Source organism: Brevundimonas sp. UYEF29 (assembly GCF_040546195.1).
Taxonomy (GTDB): Bacteria; Pseudomonadota; Alphaproteobacteria; order Caulobacterales; family Caulobacteraceae; genus Brevundimonas; species Brevundimonas huaxiensis.
On sequence record NZ_JBEPNH010000001.1, the window covers coordinates 412,047 to 429,475 of the forward strand.

General features: G+C 65.6%; 17 protein-coding genes and 2 tRNA genes. 4 read left to right on the forward strand and 15 right to left on the reverse strand.

All coding sequences use genetic code 11. The annotated features are described in order from the left end of the window. The 14 genes from nuoK to ABIB58_RS02200 form a co-directional block, all read right to left on the reverse strand. Entirely contained in the window at window positions 1-306 is a 306-nt protein-coding gene (nuoK, locus tag ABIB58_RS02135; protein ID WP_045811222.1) for an NADH-quinone oxidoreductase subunit NuoK, read from the reverse strand. Continuing rightward, window positions 306-932, reverse strand: a complete 627-nt coding sequence (locus ABIB58_RS02140; RefSeq protein WP_017503986.1) for an NADH-quinone oxidoreductase subunit J — start codon at window positions 930-932, stop codon at window positions 306-308. The genes nuoK and ABIB58_RS02140 overlap by 1 nt, the downstream gene beginning before the upstream one ends. A 74-nt stretch (window positions 933-1,006) precedes the next feature. Next, window positions 1,007-1,498: an NADH-quinone oxidoreductase subunit NuoI gene (gene nuoI, locus ABIB58_RS02145; RefSeq protein WP_017503987.1), complete on the reverse strand. Its 492-nt coding sequence runs from the start codon at window positions 1,496-1,498 to the stop codon at window positions 1,007-1,009. Continuing rightward, window positions 1,498-1,677 (reverse strand): hypothetical protein, encoded by a 180-nt coding sequence (locus ABIB58_RS02150; protein WP_045811223.1) that lies wholly within the window; start codon window positions 1,675-1,677, stop codon window positions 1,498-1,500. The genes nuoI and ABIB58_RS02150 overlap by 1 nt, the downstream gene beginning before the upstream one ends. Then, a complete protein-coding gene (gene nuoH, locus ABIB58_RS02155) occupies window positions 1,677-2,750 on the reverse strand; it encodes an NADH-quinone oxidoreductase subunit NuoH (protein ID WP_039247406.1) in 1,074 nt (357 codons plus the stop codon). The genes ABIB58_RS02150 and nuoH overlap by 1 nt, the downstream gene beginning before the upstream one ends. Window positions 2,751-2,753: 3 nt before the next feature. Then, window positions 2,754-4,799, reverse strand: coding sequence for an NADH-quinone oxidoreductase subunit NuoG (gene nuoG / locus ABIB58_RS02160; protein WP_045811224.1), 2,046 nt, complete (start codon window positions 4,797-4,799; stop codon window positions 2,754-2,756). After that, a complete protein-coding gene (locus tag ABIB58_RS02165) occupies window positions 4,799-5,194 on the reverse strand; it encodes a hypothetical protein (RefSeq protein ID WP_045811225.1) in 396 nt (131 codons plus the stop codon). The genes nuoG and ABIB58_RS02165 overlap by 1 nt, the downstream gene beginning before the upstream one ends. 2 nt (window positions 5,195-5,196) lie before the next feature. Then, window positions 5,197-6,510, reverse strand: a complete 1,314-nt coding sequence (nuoF, locus tag ABIB58_RS02170) for an NADH-quinone oxidoreductase subunit NuoF (protein WP_045811226.1) — start codon at window positions 6,508-6,510, stop codon at window positions 5,197-5,199. Window positions 6,511-6,515: 5 nt separating this feature from the next. Beyond that, window positions 6,516-6,779: a hypothetical protein gene (locus tag ABIB58_RS02175; RefSeq protein ID WP_017503994.1), complete on the reverse strand. Its 264-nt coding sequence runs from the start codon at window positions 6,777-6,779 to the stop codon at window positions 6,516-6,518. Continuing rightward, window positions 6,779-7,456 (reverse strand): NADH-quinone oxidoreductase subunit NuoE, encoded by a 678-nt coding sequence (gene nuoE / locus ABIB58_RS02180; protein WP_045811227.1) that lies wholly within the window; start codon window positions 7,454-7,456, stop codon window positions 6,779-6,781. Before nuoE ends, ABIB58_RS02175 begins: the two co-directional genes overlap by 1 nt. After that, window positions 7,453-8,631: an NADH-quinone oxidoreductase subunit D gene (locus tag ABIB58_RS02185; protein ID WP_156146807.1), complete on the reverse strand. Its 1,179-nt coding sequence runs from the start codon at window positions 8,629-8,631 to the stop codon at window positions 7,453-7,455. Before ABIB58_RS02185 ends, nuoE begins: the two co-directional genes overlap by 4 nt. Before the next feature lie 86 nt (window positions 8,632-8,717). Next, window positions 8,718-9,347, reverse strand: a complete 630-nt coding sequence (locus tag ABIB58_RS02190) for an NADH-quinone oxidoreductase subunit C (protein WP_017503997.1) — start codon at window positions 9,345-9,347, stop codon at window positions 8,718-8,720. Continuing rightward, window positions 9,344-9,973 (reverse strand): NuoB/complex I 20 kDa subunit family protein, encoded by a 630-nt coding sequence (locus ABIB58_RS02195; protein ID WP_087119131.1) that lies wholly within the window; start codon window positions 9,971-9,973, stop codon window positions 9,344-9,346. The genes ABIB58_RS02190 and ABIB58_RS02195 overlap by 4 nt, the downstream gene beginning before the upstream one ends. Beyond that, the gene (locus ABIB58_RS02200) at window positions 9,943-10,320 is read right to left on the reverse strand and encodes an NADH-quinone oxidoreductase subunit A (protein WP_045811229.1); all 378 of its coding nucleotides are present in this window, start codon (window positions 10,318-10,320) and stop codon (window positions 9,943-9,945) included. The genes ABIB58_RS02195 and ABIB58_RS02200 overlap by 31 nt, the downstream gene beginning before the upstream one ends. A 205-nt stretch (window positions 10,321-10,525) precedes the next feature. Between ABIB58_RS02200 and ABIB58_RS02205 the strand changes: the two genes are divergently transcribed. The 3 genes from ABIB58_RS02205 (at window position 10,526) to ABIB58_RS02215 (ending at window position 12,486) form a co-directional block, all read left to right on the forward strand. Next, entirely contained in the window at window positions 10,526-12,157 is a 1,632-nt protein-coding gene (locus ABIB58_RS02205) for an AbgT family transporter (RefSeq protein ID WP_045811230.1), read from the forward strand. Window positions 12,158-12,252: 95 nt separating this feature from the next. Beyond that, window positions 12,253-12,329: transfer RNA gene (locus ABIB58_RS02210), tRNA-Asp, on the forward strand. An 80-nt stretch (window positions 12,330-12,409) separates the two neighbouring features. Next, window positions 12,410-12,486: transfer RNA gene (locus ABIB58_RS02215), tRNA-Asp, on the forward strand. An 86-nt stretch (window positions 12,487-12,572) separates the two neighbouring features. On the opposite strand, the gene ABIB58_RS02220 is transcribed toward ABIB58_RS02215, so the two are convergent. Next, complete coding sequence (locus tag ABIB58_RS02220; protein ID WP_354038853.1) at window positions 12,573-13,823, reverse strand: glycosyltransferase; 1,251 nt, start codon at window positions 13,821-13,823, stop codon at window positions 12,573-12,575. Window positions 13,824-14,134: 311 nt separating this feature from the next. On the opposite strand from ABIB58_RS02220, the gene ABIB58_RS02225 reads away from it, so the two are divergent. Then, window positions 14,135-17,428 carry an autotransporter outer membrane beta-barrel domain-containing protein gene (locus ABIB58_RS02225; protein ID WP_185224247.1) on the forward strand — a complete coding sequence of 1,098 codons (3,294 nt, stop codon included), beginning with the start codon at window positions 14,135-14,137 and terminating at the stop codon, window positions 17,426-17,428. Window position 17,429 lies beyond the last annotated feature (1 nt).

Genomic DNA, 17,429 nt, shown 5'->3' on the forward strand with positions numbered 1-17,429 from the left:
TCAGCCCTTCATCACGGAGGCGTCGTCCACGGCGATGTTGCCGCGGTTACGGAAGAAGGTCACCAGGATCGCCAGGCCGACGGCGGCCTCGGCTGCGGCGACGGTCAGGACGAACATAGCCATGATCTGCCCGCTGATCTCGTTCAGATAGGCCGAGAAGGCGACGAAGTTGATGTTCACCGCCAGCAGGATCAGCTCGATCGACATCAAGATGATGATGACGTTCTTGCGGTTCACGAAGATGCCGAACACCCCGATGGTGAACAGGATTGCAGCGACCGTCAGATAGTGGGTCAGACCGATCATCAGAGAAGCTCCTCGGCGCTGACGCCTTCGCCCGTGGCGGCGGACTTGATCTCGACCGACTTGCGACGGTCGCGGTTCACCTGGTCGCCGGGGTTCTGGCGTTTGATGTGCGGCTTGTGGCGCAGGGTCAGGGTGATGGCGCCGATCATCGCGATCAGCAGCACGATCCCGGCCGCCTGGAAGAAATAGACATAGTCCGTGTAGAGCACGCGGCCGATGGCCTCGACATTCGTCACGCTGGCGTCCGGCGCGCCCGGCGCCGGCAGGCCCGCAGCGGCGCCGCCCTGAACCACGGCGACCGAGACGATGATCATCTCGACCAGCAGCACGGCGGCGATGATGGCGCCCAGCGGCAGATAGCGTGCGTAGCCTTCGCGCAGCTTCAGGAAGTCCACGTCCAGCATCATGACGACGAACAGGAACAGCACCGCGACCGCGCCCACATAGACGACGACCAGCAGCATCGCCAGGAACTCGGCGCCCAGCAGGACGAACAGACCCGCCGACGAGAAGAAGGCCAGGATCAACCACAGCACGCTGTGCACCGGGTTGCGCGCGGTCACGACCAGAAGGCCGGAAACCGTGGCGACCGCCGCCAGCAGATAGAAGGCTATGCCTTGCAGCATGTCGGGACGAAGCCCCTTTCGTATCGGCCGCGACCCCCATTCAGGAATCGCCGACCCGTTTAGCGAGATGCGCCTTAGCGGTAAGGCGCGTCGAGTTCCAGATTCTTGGCGATCTGCCGTTCCCAGCGGTCGCCGTTATCGAGCAGGCGTTGCTTGTCGTAGAGCAGCTCTTCGCGCGTCTCGACGGCGAACTCCGAGTTCGGCCCTTCCACGATGGCGTCCACCGGGCAGGCCTCCTGGCACAGGCCACAATAGATGCACTTGACCATGTCGATGTCGTAGCGGGTCGTGCGGCGGCTGCCATCGGCGCGCGGCTCGGCCTCGATGGTGATGGCCTGGGCGGGGCAGATGGCTTCGCACAGCTTGCAGGCGATGCAGCGTTCCTCGCCGTTCGCATAGCGACGCAACGCGTGCTCGCCACGGAAGCGCGGCGACTGCGGATTGCGCTCGAAGGGATAGTTCACCGTCATCTTGGGACGGGCCATATATTTCAGCGACAGACCGATGGCGCCGATGACGTCCAGCATCATCGCGCCCTTGGTCGCTTGGACGATACGGGTGAACATCAGGGCTTATCCTTGGGGGCGGGCGTCGTCTTGGGGGCGGTCTGGCTGGCGCGCCAGTCCTGTTCAATGCGATCCTGGCGCTGCTGCCATTGATAGCTCGACTCGGGCATGCGCGACGGGTCGGGCGCGCAGGCGGCGGTCATCGCCACAAGACCGAGGCCGATGATAGGGCCGCGCATCACGACCCCACCACGAAGACGCGCCAAGCGGAAACGATCACGACCGCGACCAGCGACGTCGGCAGGAAAATCTTCCAGCCCAGACGCATCAGTTGGTCATAGCGATAGCGCGGCACGAAGGCCTTCACCATCGAGATCATGATGAACCAGAAGACCGTCTTGGCCATGAATGTCAGCAGATAGATCGTATAGGCGATCCAGGCCGGCAGCCCATCCATCCACGCCTGCGGCACGCCGGGGTTCCAGCCGCCGAAGAACAGCAGGCTGATCATCGCGGACATGAAGACGATGTTGACGTACTCGCCCATCATGAACAGCAGATACGGCGTCGAGCTGTATTCGACCTGATAACCGGCGACCAGTTCGGACTCGGCCTCGGGCAGGTCGAACGGCGGGCGGTTGGTTTCGGCCAGGGCCGAGATGAAGAAGATGATCGACATCGGGAACAGGATCACCACCAGCGGCCAGGTGTCGGCGCCGCCGCCGAAGCCGTACCAGTTCCAGAACATGCCCTTCTGGCTGTCGACGATCGCCGACAGGTTCATGGTGCCGGCCAGCAGGATCACATTGATGATGATCAGGCCGAGCGAGACTTCATACGACACCATCTGCGCCGCGGAACGCAGCGAACCTAGGAACGGATACTTCGAGTTCGAAGCCCAGCCGCCCATGATGATGCCGTAAACGCCCAGCGACGACACGGCGAAGATGTACAGGATGCCGACATTCAGGTCCGACACGACCCAACCGGGCGCGAACGGAATGACCGCCCAGGCCATGAAGGCCAGGATCACGGTGATGATCGGGGCGATGATGAAGACCGCCTTGTCCGCGCCGGCCGGGATCACGACCTCCTTCAGCACGAACTTGATCATGTCGGCGAAGGATTGAAGCAGGCCGAAGGGACCGACGACGTTCGGACCCTTGCGCATCTGCACCCCGGCCCAGACCTTGCGGTCGGCCAGCAGCAGGAAAGCGACGGCGATCAGCACGCCGACCGTGATCAGCAGGACCTGGCCGACCGTGATCAGCGTCCAGCCCAGAGGCGTGGCCCAGAAGGAAACGGGGTCCATGGCTTACTCCGCCGCCATTGCGACCGGCTGGGTCCGCAGGGCGGACAGCTCGGCCATCGTCGCGCTGGCGCGCGCTATCGGATTCGAAAGATACGGGTCGGTCACGACCGAGACGAAGGCGCGGTCGCCCAGATCGCCCTTGGCGCCCAGGGCCGCCACGTCGAACGTCGCCGGCGCGGGCAGATAGTCGATCCGGCCGAAGGTCGGATGATCGCCCATCAGCTTGGCGCGCAGTTGCTCCAGCGTGTCGTAAGGCAGGGTCTGATCGACGCGCGCCGACAGGGCGCGGATGATGGCCCAGTCTTCCTTGGCCTCGCCCTTGGGGAAGACGACGCGTTCGGCCATCTGCACCCGGCCCTCGGTGTTGACGTACAGGCCGGCCTTCTCGGTATAGGCCGCGCCCGGCAGGATCACGTCGGCGCCGTGCGCGCCGCGGTCGCCGTGGCTGCCCAGATAGACGCGGAAGGCGTTCGAACCGGTCGGATCGACCTCGTCGGCGCCCAGCAGGAACAGAACGTCAAGCGCATCCGGCTTCAGCATCTCGGCGACGGTCAGGCCGCCCTCAGCCGGCACGAAGCCCATGTCCAGACCGGCGACGCGCGACGCGGCGTGGTGTAGGACGTTGAAGCCGTTCCAGCCGTCAGCGACGACCCCGACCTTCTTGGCCAGGGCGCCGAGCGCGTTCAGGACGGCCGGACCGCCCTCCCCGCCCAGCGCGCCGGAGCCGACGATGATCGCCGGACGCTCGGCCTTGGTCAGGAAGTCTAGCGCCGATTTCGGAAGCTTGGCCAGGGTCTGCGTGCCTGCGCCCAGATAGGCGTAGTCGAACGTCAGGTCGGCCTGTTCGCCGATCAGACCGATCTCCACATCGCCCTTCAGCCAGGTCTTGCGCAGGCGGGCGTTCAGCAGCGGCGCCTCGGTGCGCGGATTGGCGCCGACGATCAGAACGGCGTCAGCCTTTTCAATGCCTTCCAGGCCGGAGTTGAACAGCCATCCTTCACGCGGGCCATAACCCACGGCGGCCCCGTCCTGGCGGCAGTCGGTGTTGTTCGACCCCAGGGCGCGGAACAGGTCCAGCGTCGCCTTCATCGACTCGGCGTCCTGCAGATCGCCGGCGATGACGCCGATACGGTCGGCCGGTGCGGCCTTCAGCTTGGCGGCGACGGCGTCCAGCGCCTCATTCCACGAGGCGGCGCGCAGCTTGCCGTTCTCGCGGATCCACGGACGGTCCAGACGACGCGCGGTCAGGCCGTCGACGACGTAGCGGCTCTTGTCCGACAGCCACTCCTCGTTGATGCCCTCATTGACGCGCGGCAGCACGCGCATGACCTCGGACCCGCGATAGTCGGCGCGGATGTTAGAGCCCAGGGCGTCCATGACGTCGATGGTCTCGGTCTTCTTCAGTTCCCACGGACGATAGTGGTACTGCCACGGGCGGTGCGTCAGGGCGCCGACCGGGCACAGGTCGTTGACATTGCCCGACAGTTCCGAGGCGACCGACTTCTCCAGATAGGTCGTGATCTCGGCGTCCTCGCCGCGCGAGATCATGCCGATGTCCGGCACGCCGGCGACTTCGGTGATGAAGCGGACGCAGCGCGTGCATTGGATGCAGCGCGTCATGAAGGTCTTGATGGTCGGACCCATCGCCTTTTCTTCGACCGCGCGCTTGTTCTCCGAATAGCGCGAACCGTCGCGGCCGTAGCCGACCGACTGGTCCTGCAGGTCGCACTCGCCGCCCTGGTCGCAGATCGGGCAATCCAGCGGGTGGTTGATGAGCAGGAACTCCATCACCCCTTCGCGGGCCTTTTTGACCATCGGCGTGTCGGTGAAGATTTCCTGGCCGTCGGCGGCCGGAAGCGCGCACGAAGCCTGCGGCTTCGGCGGTCCAGGCTTCACCTCGACCAGGCACATGCGGCAGTTGCCGGCGATGGACAGGCGCTCGTGATAGCAGAAGCGCGGAATCTCTTGTCCGGCGCGTTCGGCGACCTGGAGCACGGTCATGCCGGGCTCGAACTCGGTTTCGACGCCGTTGACCTTGGCGATAGGCATCAGCGGGCCTCTTGCTCGGCGGCGGGAACCGCCATTTGTACATCCACGGACATCGGCTGACCGTCGCGGAACAGGCCCGCACCGTCGGCTTGCGCCCGGCATTCGAATTCCAGCCTGCCGCCATCGACCGGCGCGCGCCACGACACCTGGGCCGTGCGTTCGCCGGTGGCGGTGAAGGCGACGGCGTCGCCTTCCTGGCCATACATGCGGTTCACCACGTCGCGGCACGCCGCTTCGAGGTTCGCCGGAGCCGCCGAAGCCGCTTGAGCCGCGACCGGCGCAGCCTCGGCCGACGCCGCCTCGGGCGCTGACGGGGCTTCGGGCGCGACCCTTCCCCCCTCGCCGCAAGCGGCGAGGATCGGAAGCGTCAGCAACAGGGCGACGGCGAGGCGCATCTCTACTCCGCCGCGATCGTGTGGCCGGCGAAGTTCGCGCGGCGGCTGCGATAGTTGGCGATCCGCTCTTCGATCTCGTGACGGAAGTGACGGATCAGGCCCTGAACCGGCCAGGCGGCGGCGTCGCCCAGGGCGCAGATGGTGTGCCCCTCGACCTGTCCGGCGACGTCCAGCAGCAGGTCGATTTCCGACGGATCGGCCTCGCCCACGGCCATCCGCTCCAGCACGCGCCACATCCAGCCGGTGCCTTCGCGGCACGGCGTGCACTGGCCGCAGCTCTCGTGCTTGAAGAAGTAGCTGATGCGGGCGATCGCCTTCACGATGTCGGTGGATTCGTCCATCACCGTCACGCCGGCGGTGCCCAGCGACGAGCGAACCTCGCGCATGGAATCGAAGTCCATCAGGACCGTCTCGGCCTGTTCGCGCGTGATCACCGGGCAGGACGCGCCGCCCGGGATGATGGCCTTCAGATTGCTCCAGCCGCCACGCACGCCGCCGCCGTGATCCTCGATAAGCTGACGCAGCGGGATCGACATGGCCTCTTCGACCACGCAGGGCGTGTTCACGTGGCCGGACAGCGACATCAGCTTGGTGCCGGTGTTGTTCGGACGGCCGAAGCTGGCGAACCAGTCGGCGCCGCGACGCAGGATCGTGCCGACCACGGCGATCGACTCGACGTTGTTCACCGTGGTCGGGCAGCCGTAAAGGCCGGCACCGGCCGGGAACGGCGGCTTCAGGCGGGGCTGACCCTTCTTGCCTTCCAGCGATTCCAGCAGGGCCGTCTCTTCGCCGCAGATGTAGGCGCCGGCGCCGTGGTGAATATAGACGTTGAAGTCCCAGCCGTGGACGTTGCCGTCGCCGATCAGCTTGGCCTCATAGGCCTGCTTGACGGCGGCTTCCATCCGCTCGCGCTCCAGCACGTATTCGCCGCGCAGATAGATGTAACAGGCATGGGCCTGCATCGCGAAGCTGGCGATCAGCGCGCCTTCGATCAGCAGGTGCGGATCATGGCGCATGATCTCGCGGTCCTTGCAGGTCGCGGGCTCGGATTCGTCGGCGTTGATGACCAGGTAGTGAGGACGATCCTTCACTTCCTTGGGCATGAACGACCATTTCAGGCCGGTCGAGAAGCCCGCGCCGCCCCGGCCGCGCAGACCTGAGGCCTTGACGTTGTTGATGATCCAGTCGCGGCCAAGGTCCAGCATGTCCTTGGTGGCGTTCCAGGCGCCGCGGTTCTTTGCCCCGTCCAGCGTCCAGTCGTGGAAGCCGTACAGGTTGGTGAAGATGCGATCCTTGTCTTCGAGAATGCCGACCATGGCCCTCAGAGTCCTTCCGCCAGACGGCGCTTGTGGTGGCGCGTGCGCATCCAGATGGCCGCGATGACCATCACCCAGCCCGCCGCCAGCATGAAGTAGGAGAGATTGACCGCCCACGGCCCAACTGCACCCTGACGCGAGATCAGGATCAGAACGGCCGCGCCGACGACCATGGCCAGGCCGCCCGCGCGCAGCGGACGCCCGACGTTGCGCAGTTCCTTGCGGTAGGCTGCGCGGCCCTCTTCGGTGTTCAGATCCGGCGGCGACATCAGGCCGGCGCCTTCTCGACCGGCGCGGGGTCGCTGTTCGGCAGCTTCTTGATCGGCTTGGCGGCCGAGCCGTCATACAGCGTCGCATCGAGCAGAGTCTTCGGCCCGCCTTCCGGCGCTGCATTGGTGCGACCGATGTAGGAACCCGGCTCGGGCGTCTTGCCGGCGGCGAAGTCGTCGATGATCTGGCCGATCGTCTCGGGCGTCAGGTCCTCGAAATAATAGTCGTTGATCTGGGCCATCGGCGCGTTGGAGCAGGCGCCCAGGCACTCGACCTCCTGCCAGGTGAAGCGGCCGTCTGCGGACAGATGATCCTTGGGGCCGATCTTCTCTTTGCAGACGCGCATCAGCTCATTGGCGCCGCGCAGCATGCACGGCGTGGTGCCGCACACCTGGATCAGCGCCGTCTTGCCGACCGGCTCAAGCATGAACATGGTGTAGAAGGTCGCGACCTCCAGCACCCGGATGTAGGCCATATCCAGCAGTTCGGCGATCGCGCGGATGGCGGGTTCGGACACCCAGCCTTCCTGCTTTTGCACCAGCCACAGGATCGGGAGAACCGCCGACTGACGACGCCCTTCCGGATACTTCTTAATCCACCATTCGGCCTTGGCCGTCGTATCGGCCGAGAAGGCGAACGAGGCCGGCTGTTCCTTGGCGAGACGACGAACGCTCATCGGTCCACTTCTCCGAAAACGATGTCGAGCGAGCCCAGGATGGCGGACACGTCGGCCAGCTGGTGGCCGCGGTTCATCCAGTCCATCGCCTGCAGCGAGCGGAAGCCCGGCGCCGAGATCTTCACGCGATAGGGTTTGTTGGTACCGTCCGACACCAGATAGATGCCGAACTCGCCCTTGGGCGCCTCGACCGCGGCATAGACCTCGCCCTCAGGCGTCTTGAAGCCTTCGGTGTAGAGCTTGAAGTGGTGGATCAGCGACTCCATCGAGCGCTTCATCTCGCCACGGCGCGGCGGGACGATCTTGTTGTCCTCGACCATCACCGGCTCGCCGGGGCAGTTGCGCAGCTTGTGGATGCACTGCTCCATGATCCGCACCGACTGCTTCATCTCCTCGATGCGCACCAGATAGCGGTCCCAGCAGTCGCCGTTCTTGCCGACGACCACGTCGAAGTCGAGCTCGGCATAGCACTCATAGGGCTGCGACTTGCGCAGGTCCCAGGCGATGTTCGAGCCGCGCAGCATCACGCCGCTGAAGCCCCATTCCAGGGCTTCCTGCTTGGACACCACGCCGATGTCGACGTTGCGCTGTTTGAAGATGCGGTTCTCGGTGACCAGGCTTTCGATGTCTTTCAGCGCCGGCGGGAACTCGTGGCACCAGCGGCCGATGTCGTCGATCAAGTCCATCGGCAGGTCTTGGTGGACGCCGCCGGGACGGAAATAGTTGGCGTGCAGACGGGCGCCGCAAGCGCGCTCGTAGAACACCATCAGCTTTTCGCGTTCCTCAAAGCCCCAGAGCGGCGGCGTCAGGGCGCCGACGTCCATGGCCTGGGTCGTCACGTTCAGCATGTGCGACAGGATGCGGCCGATCTCCGAGTACAGGACGCGGATCAGCTGCGCCCGGTACGGAACCTCGATGCCCAGCAGCTTCTCGATGGCCAGGCAGAAGGCGTGCTCCTGGTTCATCGGCGAGACGTAGTCCAACCGGTCCAGATACGGCACGTTCTGAAGGTAGGTGCGGGCCTCCATCAGCTTTTCGGTGCCGCGGTGCAGCAGGCCGATGTGCGGATCGACGCGCTCGACGATCTCGCCGTCCAGCTCCAGCACCAGGCGCAGCACGCCGTGTGCGGCCGGGTGTTGCGGGCCGAAGTTGATGGTGAACTTGCGGTCTTCCATCTCGCGCGCATGGGCGGTGCGCGTGTCGAGATCGTCCTCGAACACATCGACGCCCAGCGGCGGCAGAGTGGGGTTTCCGTCAGCCATTACGCCTGGCCTCCCGCCTTCTCGTCGCCGGGCAGGACCGGCGCGGGGTATTCGGCGCCCTCCCAGGGCGACAGGAAATCGAAGGTGCGGAACTCTTGGGTCAGCTTGACCGGCTCATAGACCACGCGGCGCTGTTCCTCGTCATAGCGGACCTCGACATAGCCCGTCATCGGGAAGTCCTTGCGCAGCGGATGGCCTTCGAAACCATAGTCCGTCAGCAGGCGACGCATGTCCGGGTGCCCCGAGAACAGCATGCCGTACATGTCGTAGGCTTCACGCTCGAACCAGTTGGCGGCCGGATAGGCCGAGATGACCGAAGGCACCGGCTGGGTCTCGTCGGTCGAGACCTTGACCCGCAGGCGCGCGTTCCGCGTCATCGACAGCAGGTGATAGACCACCTCGAACCGCTCCTTGCGATCCGGATAGTCCACGCCGCACAGGTCGAGCAGCTGCTGGAAGCCGAATTGATCGCGCAGGGTCGTCAGCACCTCGACGATCCGCTCGCGCGGCGCGACCAGCGTCAGTTCGCCGAACGCGACCTGGGCCTCGACGCCCAGCGCGCCGACCATCTCGGCGCCCAGCGGCGTCAGGGCCGCTTCGTGTTGCGCTTGAACAGCCAGAGAGGTCATCGGTCGATGGTCCCCGTGCGACGGATCTTCTTCTGCAGTTGCAGCAGGCCGTAAAGCAGCGCCTCGGCCGTCGGCGGGCAGCCGGGCACATAGACGTCCACCGGCACAACGCGGTCGCAACCGCGAACGACGCTGTAACTATAGTGGTAGTAGCCGCCGCCGTTGGCGCAGCTGCCCATCGACACGACATAGCGCGGATCGGGCATTTGGTCGTAGACCTTGCGGATGGCCGGGGCCATCTTGTTGGTCAGGGTGCCGGCGACGATCATCAGGTCCGACTGGCGCGGGCTGGCGCGCGGCGCCATGCCGAAGCGTTCGACGTCGAAGCGCGGCATCGACATCTGGATCATCTCGACCGCGCAGCAGGCCAGGCCGAACGTCATCCACATTAGCGAGCCCGTGCGGGCCCAGTTGATGACGTCGTCGGCAGCGGCGACCAGATAGCCGCGCTCGCCGAGCTCCATGTTCACGGCCTCGAAGAACTTGTCGTGGACCTTGGGGTCATAACCCTCGACGGTCGAACGCGCGCCGGCGCCGGCCGGCACCAGCGGCGCGCCCGATGCGGACACCAGGCCCGCGGGCTTGGAAGCGGCGACTACTCCCATTCCAGGGCTCCCTTCTTCCATTCGTAGATGAAGCCGATGGTCAGCACGCCCAGGAAGACCATCATCGACCAGAAGGCGAAGACCATGCCGGCGTGCGACAGATCGAACATCGACACCGCCCACGGGAACAGGAAGGCGACTTCCAGGTCGAAGATGATGAACAGGATCGACACCAGATAGAAGCGGATGTCGAACTTCATCCGGGCATCGTCGAAGGCGTTGAAGCCGCACTCATAGGCCGACAGCTTCTCGCTATCGGGGCTCTTCGGCGCCAGCAGCAGCGGCAGGACGATGAAAAGAAAGCCGATGAAGGCGGCTACGCCGGCGAAGACCAGGACCGGAAGATATTCTAGAAGGAATGCGTTCATTCGAAGAACCTCGTCCGCCGGGGAGAGGCGGGATTCGGCGCTTCTTAGACCCAAGACCGCCGCCGTTCAAACCCCTGCGACCATTGGATTTTCATTGAGAATGGCTCGCAACTTTGCGCGCCATATGTCGCAGGGCCGACGCTTGCGCGTCGCAGGGCTGCAAAGGCCTATTGGCGGGCCGATCGCGTAACCGAAAGTCATCCGAATGAGCCTAGCCAGCCGCGCCCTGAACGCTGTCGAGCGGATCGGCAATCGACTGCCCGATCCCGTCTTCCTGTTCCTGTGGCTGATCGGCGGTCTGATCGTGCTCAGCATGGTCGGCGCCGGCCTGGGCTGGTCGGCCGTCAATCCGGTCACCGGCGATCAACTGGTCGCCAAGAGCCTGCTGTCGGCCGAGAATCTGGAACAGTTGATCATCGGCATGCCGCGCACCCTGGCGGACTTCCCGCCTCTCGGCATCGTCATCACCATCATATATGGCGCTTCGGTCGCCGAACGCACCGGGATGTTCGCGACCGCCATTCGCGGCGCCCTGCTGAACGCCCCGCGTTCCATACTGACACCCGTCGTCGTGATCACCGGCATGGTGTCCCACCACGCGTCGGACGCCTCCTATGTCGTGGTCATCCCGCTGGCGGCCGTCATCTTCGCCGCTGCGGGCCGCCATCCGCTGGCGGGTCTGGCCGCGGGCTTCGCCGCCGTGTCGGGCGGATACGCCGGCAACCTGTTTCCCGGCGCCAGCGACGCCCTGATCCTGGGCATCACCGAGCCGGCCGCCCGCCTGATCGATCCGTCCTATTCCGTGAACATCGCGGGCAACTGGTTCTTTATCGTCGGCGTCGTCTTCGTCTTCACCCCCATCGTCTGGTTTCTGACCGACCGGGTGATCGAGCCGCGCCTCGGCGTCTGGAAGCCGTCAGAGGGGGTCGCCGCCCCGAACGCTTCGGAAAAACAGCCCCTGACCGCCTCCGAGAAGCGCGGCCTGAAGTTCGCCGGCCTGGCGCTTCTGGGCATGATCGCGCTCTGGGCCCTGCTGACCTTCATACCGGGCTCGCCGTTCGTCGATCCCGAAGTGGACCCGGAGCAGAAGTTCAATCCGCTCTACAAGTCCCTGGTCGCCTTCTTCGCCATCACCTTCTTCGTCACCGGCGGGGCATACGGCGCCGGAGCCGGCACGATCCAGTCGCACCGCGACATGGTCACGATGATGCGCGACGGCATCGCCCAGTTGGCGCCCTATATCGTGCTGGCCTTTTTCGCCGCGCACTTCGTGGCCATGTTCAACTGGTCGGGGCTGGGGCCGATCCTGGCGGTCAATGCGGCGGCGGGTCTCAAGACCCTGGCCCTACCCGCCCCTCTGCTATTGATCTGCGTGGTCTTCGTCTCGTGCTTCTTCGACCTGTTCATCGGCTCGGCCTCGGCCAAGTGGTCGGCCCTGGCGCCCATCGTGGTGCCGATGTTCATGCTGCTGGGCATTTCACCAGAGATGACGACCGCCGCCTATCGCATGGGGGATTCCGTCACCAACATCGCCACGCCGTTGATGAGCTACTTCCCGCTGATCCTGACCTTCGCCCAGCGCTGGGATCCGCGATTCGGCCTCGGATCCCTGATGGCGACGATGCTCCCCTATGCCGGGGCCTTCCTGGTCGCCGGTCTGGCCATGGTCGCGGCCTGGGTCGCCTTCGACCTGCCGCTGGGGCCGGGCGTCGGCGTCCATTACGAGCCGCCGCCTCCCGCCGTGGCGGCCCATGAGCCTGCGGACGGCGGCGTAGCGGGCCCGCACAGCCCGCCCCAGGCGGCGATCGTCACACCGTCCACAGCCCCGTCGCGTTGAGGGGCGCGTTTCTCCGAAAAGGTCGCTTGACGCGATGTGTCAGCCCGCCTAAACGACGCCCCTCGCCGGGGCGCACAGCCGCTTCGGCCGGGAACGCGGGTGTAGCTCAGTTGGTTAGAGTGCCGGCCTGTCACGCCGGAGGTCGCGGGTTCGAGCCCCGTCACTCGCGCCACTCTTTCTAGAAATAGAAGAGTGGCGCACACCGCCTTCCCAAAAAGCTTTCGAAACAGCTCAAAAGTTTCGACCTGATACGCGGGTGTAGCTCAGTTGGTTAGAGTGCCGGCCTGTCACGCCGGAGGTCGCGGGTTCGAGCCCCGTCACTCGCGCCACTTCTTTTCAAGACATCGATAAAAGAAGTGGCGCGCTCCCGTTTTCGCAAGACGCGCCATTCGAACGGATCAAAGCCCTGGCCGCCTCAGTGCAGCGGCAGTGCCATATCCGGGTTCACGAACGCCGCTTCGCCCGTCAGCTCGCCATAGACCATGCAGAGGTCTTCGAAGACGCGGTTCCAGGCGAATTGGTTGACCGCCTTTTCGCGCGCCGCTCGACCGATCGCTTCGATATCGCGCGCGAACAGGGCCTCGACCGCCTGGGCATAGTCGTCGGCATCCGCGCTGGCGGCCAGTTGCCCCACGCTCTCGTCGACCGTCTCGGCGACGCCGCCCGCATTGACCCCGACCACGGGCCGTCCGCAGGCCATGGCCTCCAGCACGATCAGGCCGAACGGCTCCTTGTCATTGGCGTGAACGAAGGCGTCGCAGCTGGCGATGATCTTGGCGACCGCCCTGGGATCGCTTTCATAAGGCATGGAGATGACGCGATCTTCTTCCGGCATCCCCGCACCAGCCCCGACCAGCACCAGGTGATAGGGCGCGCCCAGCTTCTGGACCGCCTCGATCAGCACATCGACGTTCTTCTCCTTGGCCGGACGACCGGCGAAGCACAGCAGCCGCGCGTCCTCGCCCAGACCCAGCTGTTTCAGCAGCCACTGCCGGTCACGACGGTCCGGACGGAAGGTGTCGATCTCCACGCCCAGAGGCCGGATGACGATGTTGTTCACACCGGCCTCTTCCAGGCGCCGCGCGATAAAGCGACTGGGCGAAACGACCCGATCAAACTGCGAGAAAAGCTTCGCCCAACGTTTCTCAACCGGCTTCTTGGCCCATTCGCCGAAATGCAGCGCCGCCAGCCCGGCCGGATCGGAGTGGCAGAAACCGACGACCGGGCATCCGACCCGCTGCCCGGCCTCCAAAGCCCCCTGCCCGGGCGTGTAAGGATCTCCGGCCTCGATGATCGACGGCTTCATGGCCGCCACCCAGGCGCTCCAGCGCTTCACCGAACTGGGCCAGCGATAGCCGTCGCCGAACGGCAGCTTGGTGGCCCGAAGTTGCACGATGCCGTCGGCGCGCGCCTTGTGCCGCGCACCCGGCACGATCAGCGAGTGACTGATCCCCGGCCGATTGGCCTCGATCCACGCCTTCTTGGACAGGATATATCGCTTCACCCCGCCCGAGCGCGGCGCATAGAGCATTGTGGTGTCCACTAGGCGGGGCCGCTCGTCCATCGCCGCCGCCTTTAAGGCCCGCAGCGTATCGGCGACTTCCACGTCCAGCCCCGGAATCAGTCGGAGTTCGCTTTCTTGGACGTCGAGGTCTGTCATGCTCATGGAGTGTTCTCGCCTGGTCTGGGCTGTCGAACGCCGGAGGTGTTCGATGGATGCGTCCACGGGACGCGGCCTTTGGACCGTTCGACGCCCGTAAACCTGGGCGCGGCAAAGCTCAAGTGCGCGCCGTAGCGATTCCCTCCGCATTCGTCCTATCAGGCATCGACGAACGAACGCGGGTCGCCTTACAGCATCGCCTCACGACCATCACGGCCTTGCATTCGCCTCAAATTCGATAAACTTGGAACGCTGGCGCGGACCCTGCTAAGGGGTCTCCCGTAACGTGACGCGTGACCACCAGGGGTTTCTACCGAATGCGTATTTTGCTCGCGACCGCCGTGGCGATCGCCCCCTTGATGGTCGCCACAGGATCCCAGGCCGAGATCGTGATCTCGAACGCCCGGACCACGCCGATCCAGACGTCCAATGCGACGGGCACGGCCGCCGACAATATCCGCATCGCCAGCGGCGGCAGCGTCGCCGTCGCTTCCGGTGCGGCCGTGACCCTGAACAGCAACAACATGGTCGATCTGGATAGCGGCAGCTCGATCACGATGGACAAGTCGGCCGATGGCTCGACGGGTCTTCTGGTCAACGGCGGCAACACCGGTTCGGTGATCGTCGGCGGCTCGATCACCGTCAACGACACGCTGGAAGCTGCCGACATCAAGGACACCGACGGCGACGGCGATCTTGACGGCCCGTTCGCCACCGGAACCGGCCGCTACGGCGTGCGGGTCACCGGCGCCTCGCCCTTCACCGGCAACATCCTGGTCGAGGGCACGGGCGCAATCGCTGTGGAGGGCAACAATTCCTACGGCCTGTCCGTCGAATCCGCCCTAAACGGCAAGCTTCAGAGCCTGGGCACCGTCCGTGTGACCGGCAACGACAGCGCCGCCATACGCACCACGGGGCCGATTTCGGGCAATGTCGATCTTGCCGGCTCCATTTCGGCGCTGGGCGCCAATGCGACGGGCGTTTCCATCGAAGGCGATGTCGGCGGGGCGCTCAAGATCCATTCCTCCGTAGTGGCCACCGGCTATCGCTACACCACCCCGCCGCCCGCCCGTCCGACGACCGGCACCTTCGACAACGCGACGACCCTGTTCCTGGACGAACTCGACGCCGACGATCTGCTGCAAGGCGGACCGGCCGTGCGCGTCGGCGCCAATGTCGCCGGCGGCGTGCTGCTGGACAAGGCGCTCGCCTATTCCGAGGCTGGCATCGAGGGCGACGACGACAAGGACGGCGTCAAGAACGGCGACGAGGACGATGACGGCGACGGCATCAAGAACCGCGACGATCCGGACCGTGACGGCGACGGCATCCCGGACGCCAGCGAGACAGCCGCCTCCATCACGTCGCTGGGCGGCGCGCCTGCGCTGCTGATCGGCTCGACGACGAACACCGTGACCCTCGGCGCTGTCGGAACAGGCGATGCGGCCTATGGTCTGATCAACCGCGGCACCATTGTCGGCTCCGGCCTTTACTCCGGCGTGGAGTCGCGCGCCGTGCAACTCGGCGTGACCGGCGGCCAGGCCGTCAACGTTGTCGGCGGCGTGCGCAACGAGGGCGGCATCTCGTCGACCGCCGTCGATGCGAACGCCACCGGTCTGTGGATCGGCTCGGGCGTGACCGCTCCGACGATCAACAATTCGGGCGCCATTCAGGCCGTCGCTTCGGGCAAGCAGACCCAGAGCGCGACCGGCATTCTGATTGGTGCAGGCGCAAACGTCGGCTCCCTGACCAACACCGGCAACCTCGTCGCCTCTTTCGGCGGCAATCAGGGTTCGGCCACCGTTATTCGTGACCAGTCCGGCAGCCTGACCCAGCTGAACAACGCCGGTTCGATCATCGGCTCGCTCACCCCTAACACCGACGATACAAATCCTGTCACCGGCAAGGTGACCGCCATCGACGTCTCGGCCAATACGACCGGCGTCACCCTGCGGCAATACGGCATTGCCGCCGCTGCAGGCAGCACGGCGACGGACACGGACAAGGACGGCGTGCCGGACGCGGCCGAACCGGCCATCGTCGGCGCGATCAAGCTGGGCTCTGGCGCCGACACGCTCAATATCGAGAACGGCGTCGTGAACGGCGACATCGATTTCGGCGCCGGCGCGGACCGGCTGAACATCAGCGGCGGCGCGGTTGTGACCGGCGCCATCGCCAACAGCGACGGCCTGCTGGACATCAATGTGTCCAAGGGCACACTGGCCGCGACCCAGACCGGCGCCACGGCGATCTCCAACCTGAATATCGGCGCCGAAGGGACATTGCTGGTCAATCTTGACCCCGCCAACGACCGTGCCGGCGGCTTCAACGTCAGCGGCAATGCGACCCTGGCGACAGGCTCCACCCTGGGCGTCCGCTTCTCGTCGCTGATCGATCAGCCCGAGCGGTTCAACGTCATCACGGCCGGCACGCTGAATGTGGGTCAGATCAACCAGACCCTGCTGTCGGACAACTCGCCCTATCTTTACGTCGTGCAGGGCGGCGTCGCCGGCAACACCGTCTATGTCGACGCGCGTCGCCGCACGGCTTCGGAGGCCGGTCTGATCCCGGTCGAGGCGTCCGCCTACGACGCCGTCTATGGCGCGCTGGGATCCAATGAGGCCCTGCGCAACCTGTTCCTGTCGCAGACGTCGCGCGACGGCTTCATCGACGCCTACGAGCAGATGCTGCCCGACCACTCCGGCGGACCGCTGATGTCGCTGTCGGCCGGCGTCGATGCGGTCACCCGCGCGCTGACCGGCCGCAACGCCGCCGCCGCGCCGGGTGAAACCAGCGCCTGGGTGCAGGAGATCAACTTCTACGCCGACAAGGACAAGACCGACTCCTACGGTTTCCGCTCGGAAGGCTTCGGCGTCGCCGGCGGCGTCGAAAAGGGCACCAGCCTGGGCGCCGTCGGCATCTCGGCCGCCTTCACCTCGTCCGACATCAAGGATCCCGAGGCCGAGGCCGAAGAGGTTCTGTCCGCCAACCTGCTTGAGCTGGGCCTGTACTGGCGCGCTCAGGGTCAGTATTGGACGACCTGGGCCCGTGCGGCGGGGGGCTACGCCTCCTTCAGCGCCGATCGCTCGCTGGTCGCGACCGGCGTCTATCTGAACAACAAGTCCGACTGGCATGGCTGGACGGCGGCGGTCGCCGGCGGCGCCTCGTATGAGCGCAACTTCGGCCGTCTGAACATCCGCCCCGAAATCTACGGCGAGTATTTCAGCCTGTCGGAAGGCTCGCGCAGCGAGAAGGGCGGCGGCGACGGCTTCGATCTCGACATCGATTCGCGCGACAGCCACATCTTCTCGGCGGTGGCGGCGATGAACGTCGGCTACGGCTTCGGCCGCAACGGCTGGATCCGTCCGGAACTGCGCGTCGGCTATCGTCAGAACATCTCGGTCGACGCCGGCGAAACCATCGCCCGCTTCGCCAGCGGCGGCCCGGACTTCATCCTGTCGCCGGACGCCATCGAAGGCGGCGGGCCGATCCTGGGCTTCCGCCTGAACTTCGGCAACGAACTGGGCATGCTGTCGCTGACCGGCGACGCCGAGCTGCTGGAAGACTACGTCCGCTACTCGCTGCTGCTGCGGGCCAGCTTCCGCTTCTGAT

What these genes read in the sequence shown, in the direction of transcription:
- nuoK (WP_045811222.1), bottom strand. Translation starts at nt 306, where the DNA reads ATGATCGGTCTGACCCACTATCTGACGGTCGCTGCAATCCTGTTCACC.
- ABIB58_RS02140 (WP_017503986.1), bottom strand. Translation starts at nt 932, where the DNA reads ATGCTGCAAGGCATAGCCTTCTATCTGCTGGCGGCGGTCGCCACGGTT.
- nuoI (WP_017503987.1), bottom strand. Translation starts at nt 1,498, where the DNA reads ATGTTCACCCGTATCGTCCAAGCGACCAAGGGCGCGATGATGCTGGAC.
- ABIB58_RS02150 (WP_045811223.1), bottom strand. Translation starts at nt 1,677, where the DNA reads ATGCGCGGCCCTATCATCGGCCTCGGTCTTGTGGCGATGACCGCCGCC.
- nuoH (WP_039247406.1), bottom strand. Translation starts at nt 2,750, where the DNA reads ATGGACCCCGTTTCCTTCTGGGCCACGCCTCTGGGCTGGACGCTGATC.
- nuoG (WP_045811224.1), bottom strand. Translation starts at nt 4,799, where the DNA reads ATGCCTATCGCCAAGGTCAACGGCGTCGAAACCGAGTTCGAGCCCGGC.
- ABIB58_RS02165 (WP_045811225.1), bottom strand. Translation starts at nt 5,194, where the DNA reads ATGCGCCTCGCCGTCGCCCTGTTGCTGACGCTTCCGATCCTCGCCGCT.
- nuoF (WP_045811226.1), bottom strand. Translation starts at nt 6,510, where the DNA reads ATGGTCGGCATTCTCGAAGACAAGGATCGCATCTTCACCAACCTGTAC.
- ABIB58_RS02175 (WP_017503994.1), bottom strand. Translation starts at nt 6,779, where the DNA reads ATGTCGCCGCCGGATCTGAACACCGAAGAGGGCCGCGCAGCCTACCGC.
- nuoE (WP_045811227.1), bottom strand. Translation starts at nt 7,456, where the DNA reads ATGAGCGTTCGTCGTCTCGCCAAGGAACAGCCGGCCTCGTTCGCCTTC.
- ABIB58_RS02185 (WP_156146807.1), bottom strand. Translation starts at nt 8,631, where the DNA reads ATGGAAGACCGCAAGTTCACCATCAACTTCGGCCCGCAACACCCGGCC.
- ABIB58_RS02190 (WP_017503997.1), bottom strand. Translation starts at nt 9,347, where the DNA reads ATGACCTCTCTGGCTGTTCAAGCGCAACACGAAGCGGCCCTGACGCCG.
- ABIB58_RS02195 (WP_087119131.1), bottom strand. Translation starts at nt 9,973, where the DNA reads ATGGAAGAAGGGAGCCCTGGAATGGGAGTAGTCGCCGCTTCCAAGCCC.
- ABIB58_RS02200 (WP_045811229.1), bottom strand. Translation starts at nt 10,320, where the DNA reads ATGAACGCATTCCTTCTAGAATATCTTCCGGTCCTGGTCTTCGCCGGC.
- ABIB58_RS02205 (WP_045811230.1), top strand. Translation starts at nt 10,526, where the DNA reads ATGAGCCTAGCCAGCCGCGCCCTGAACGCTGTCGAGCGGATCGGCAAT.
- ABIB58_RS02220 (WP_354038853.1), bottom strand. Translation starts at nt 13,823, where the DNA reads ATGAGCATGACAGACCTCGACGTCCAAGAAAGCGAACTCCGACTGATT.
- ABIB58_RS02225 (WP_185224247.1), top strand. Translation starts at nt 14,135, where the DNA reads ATGCGTATTTTGCTCGCGACCGCCGTGGCGATCGCCCCCTTGATGGTC.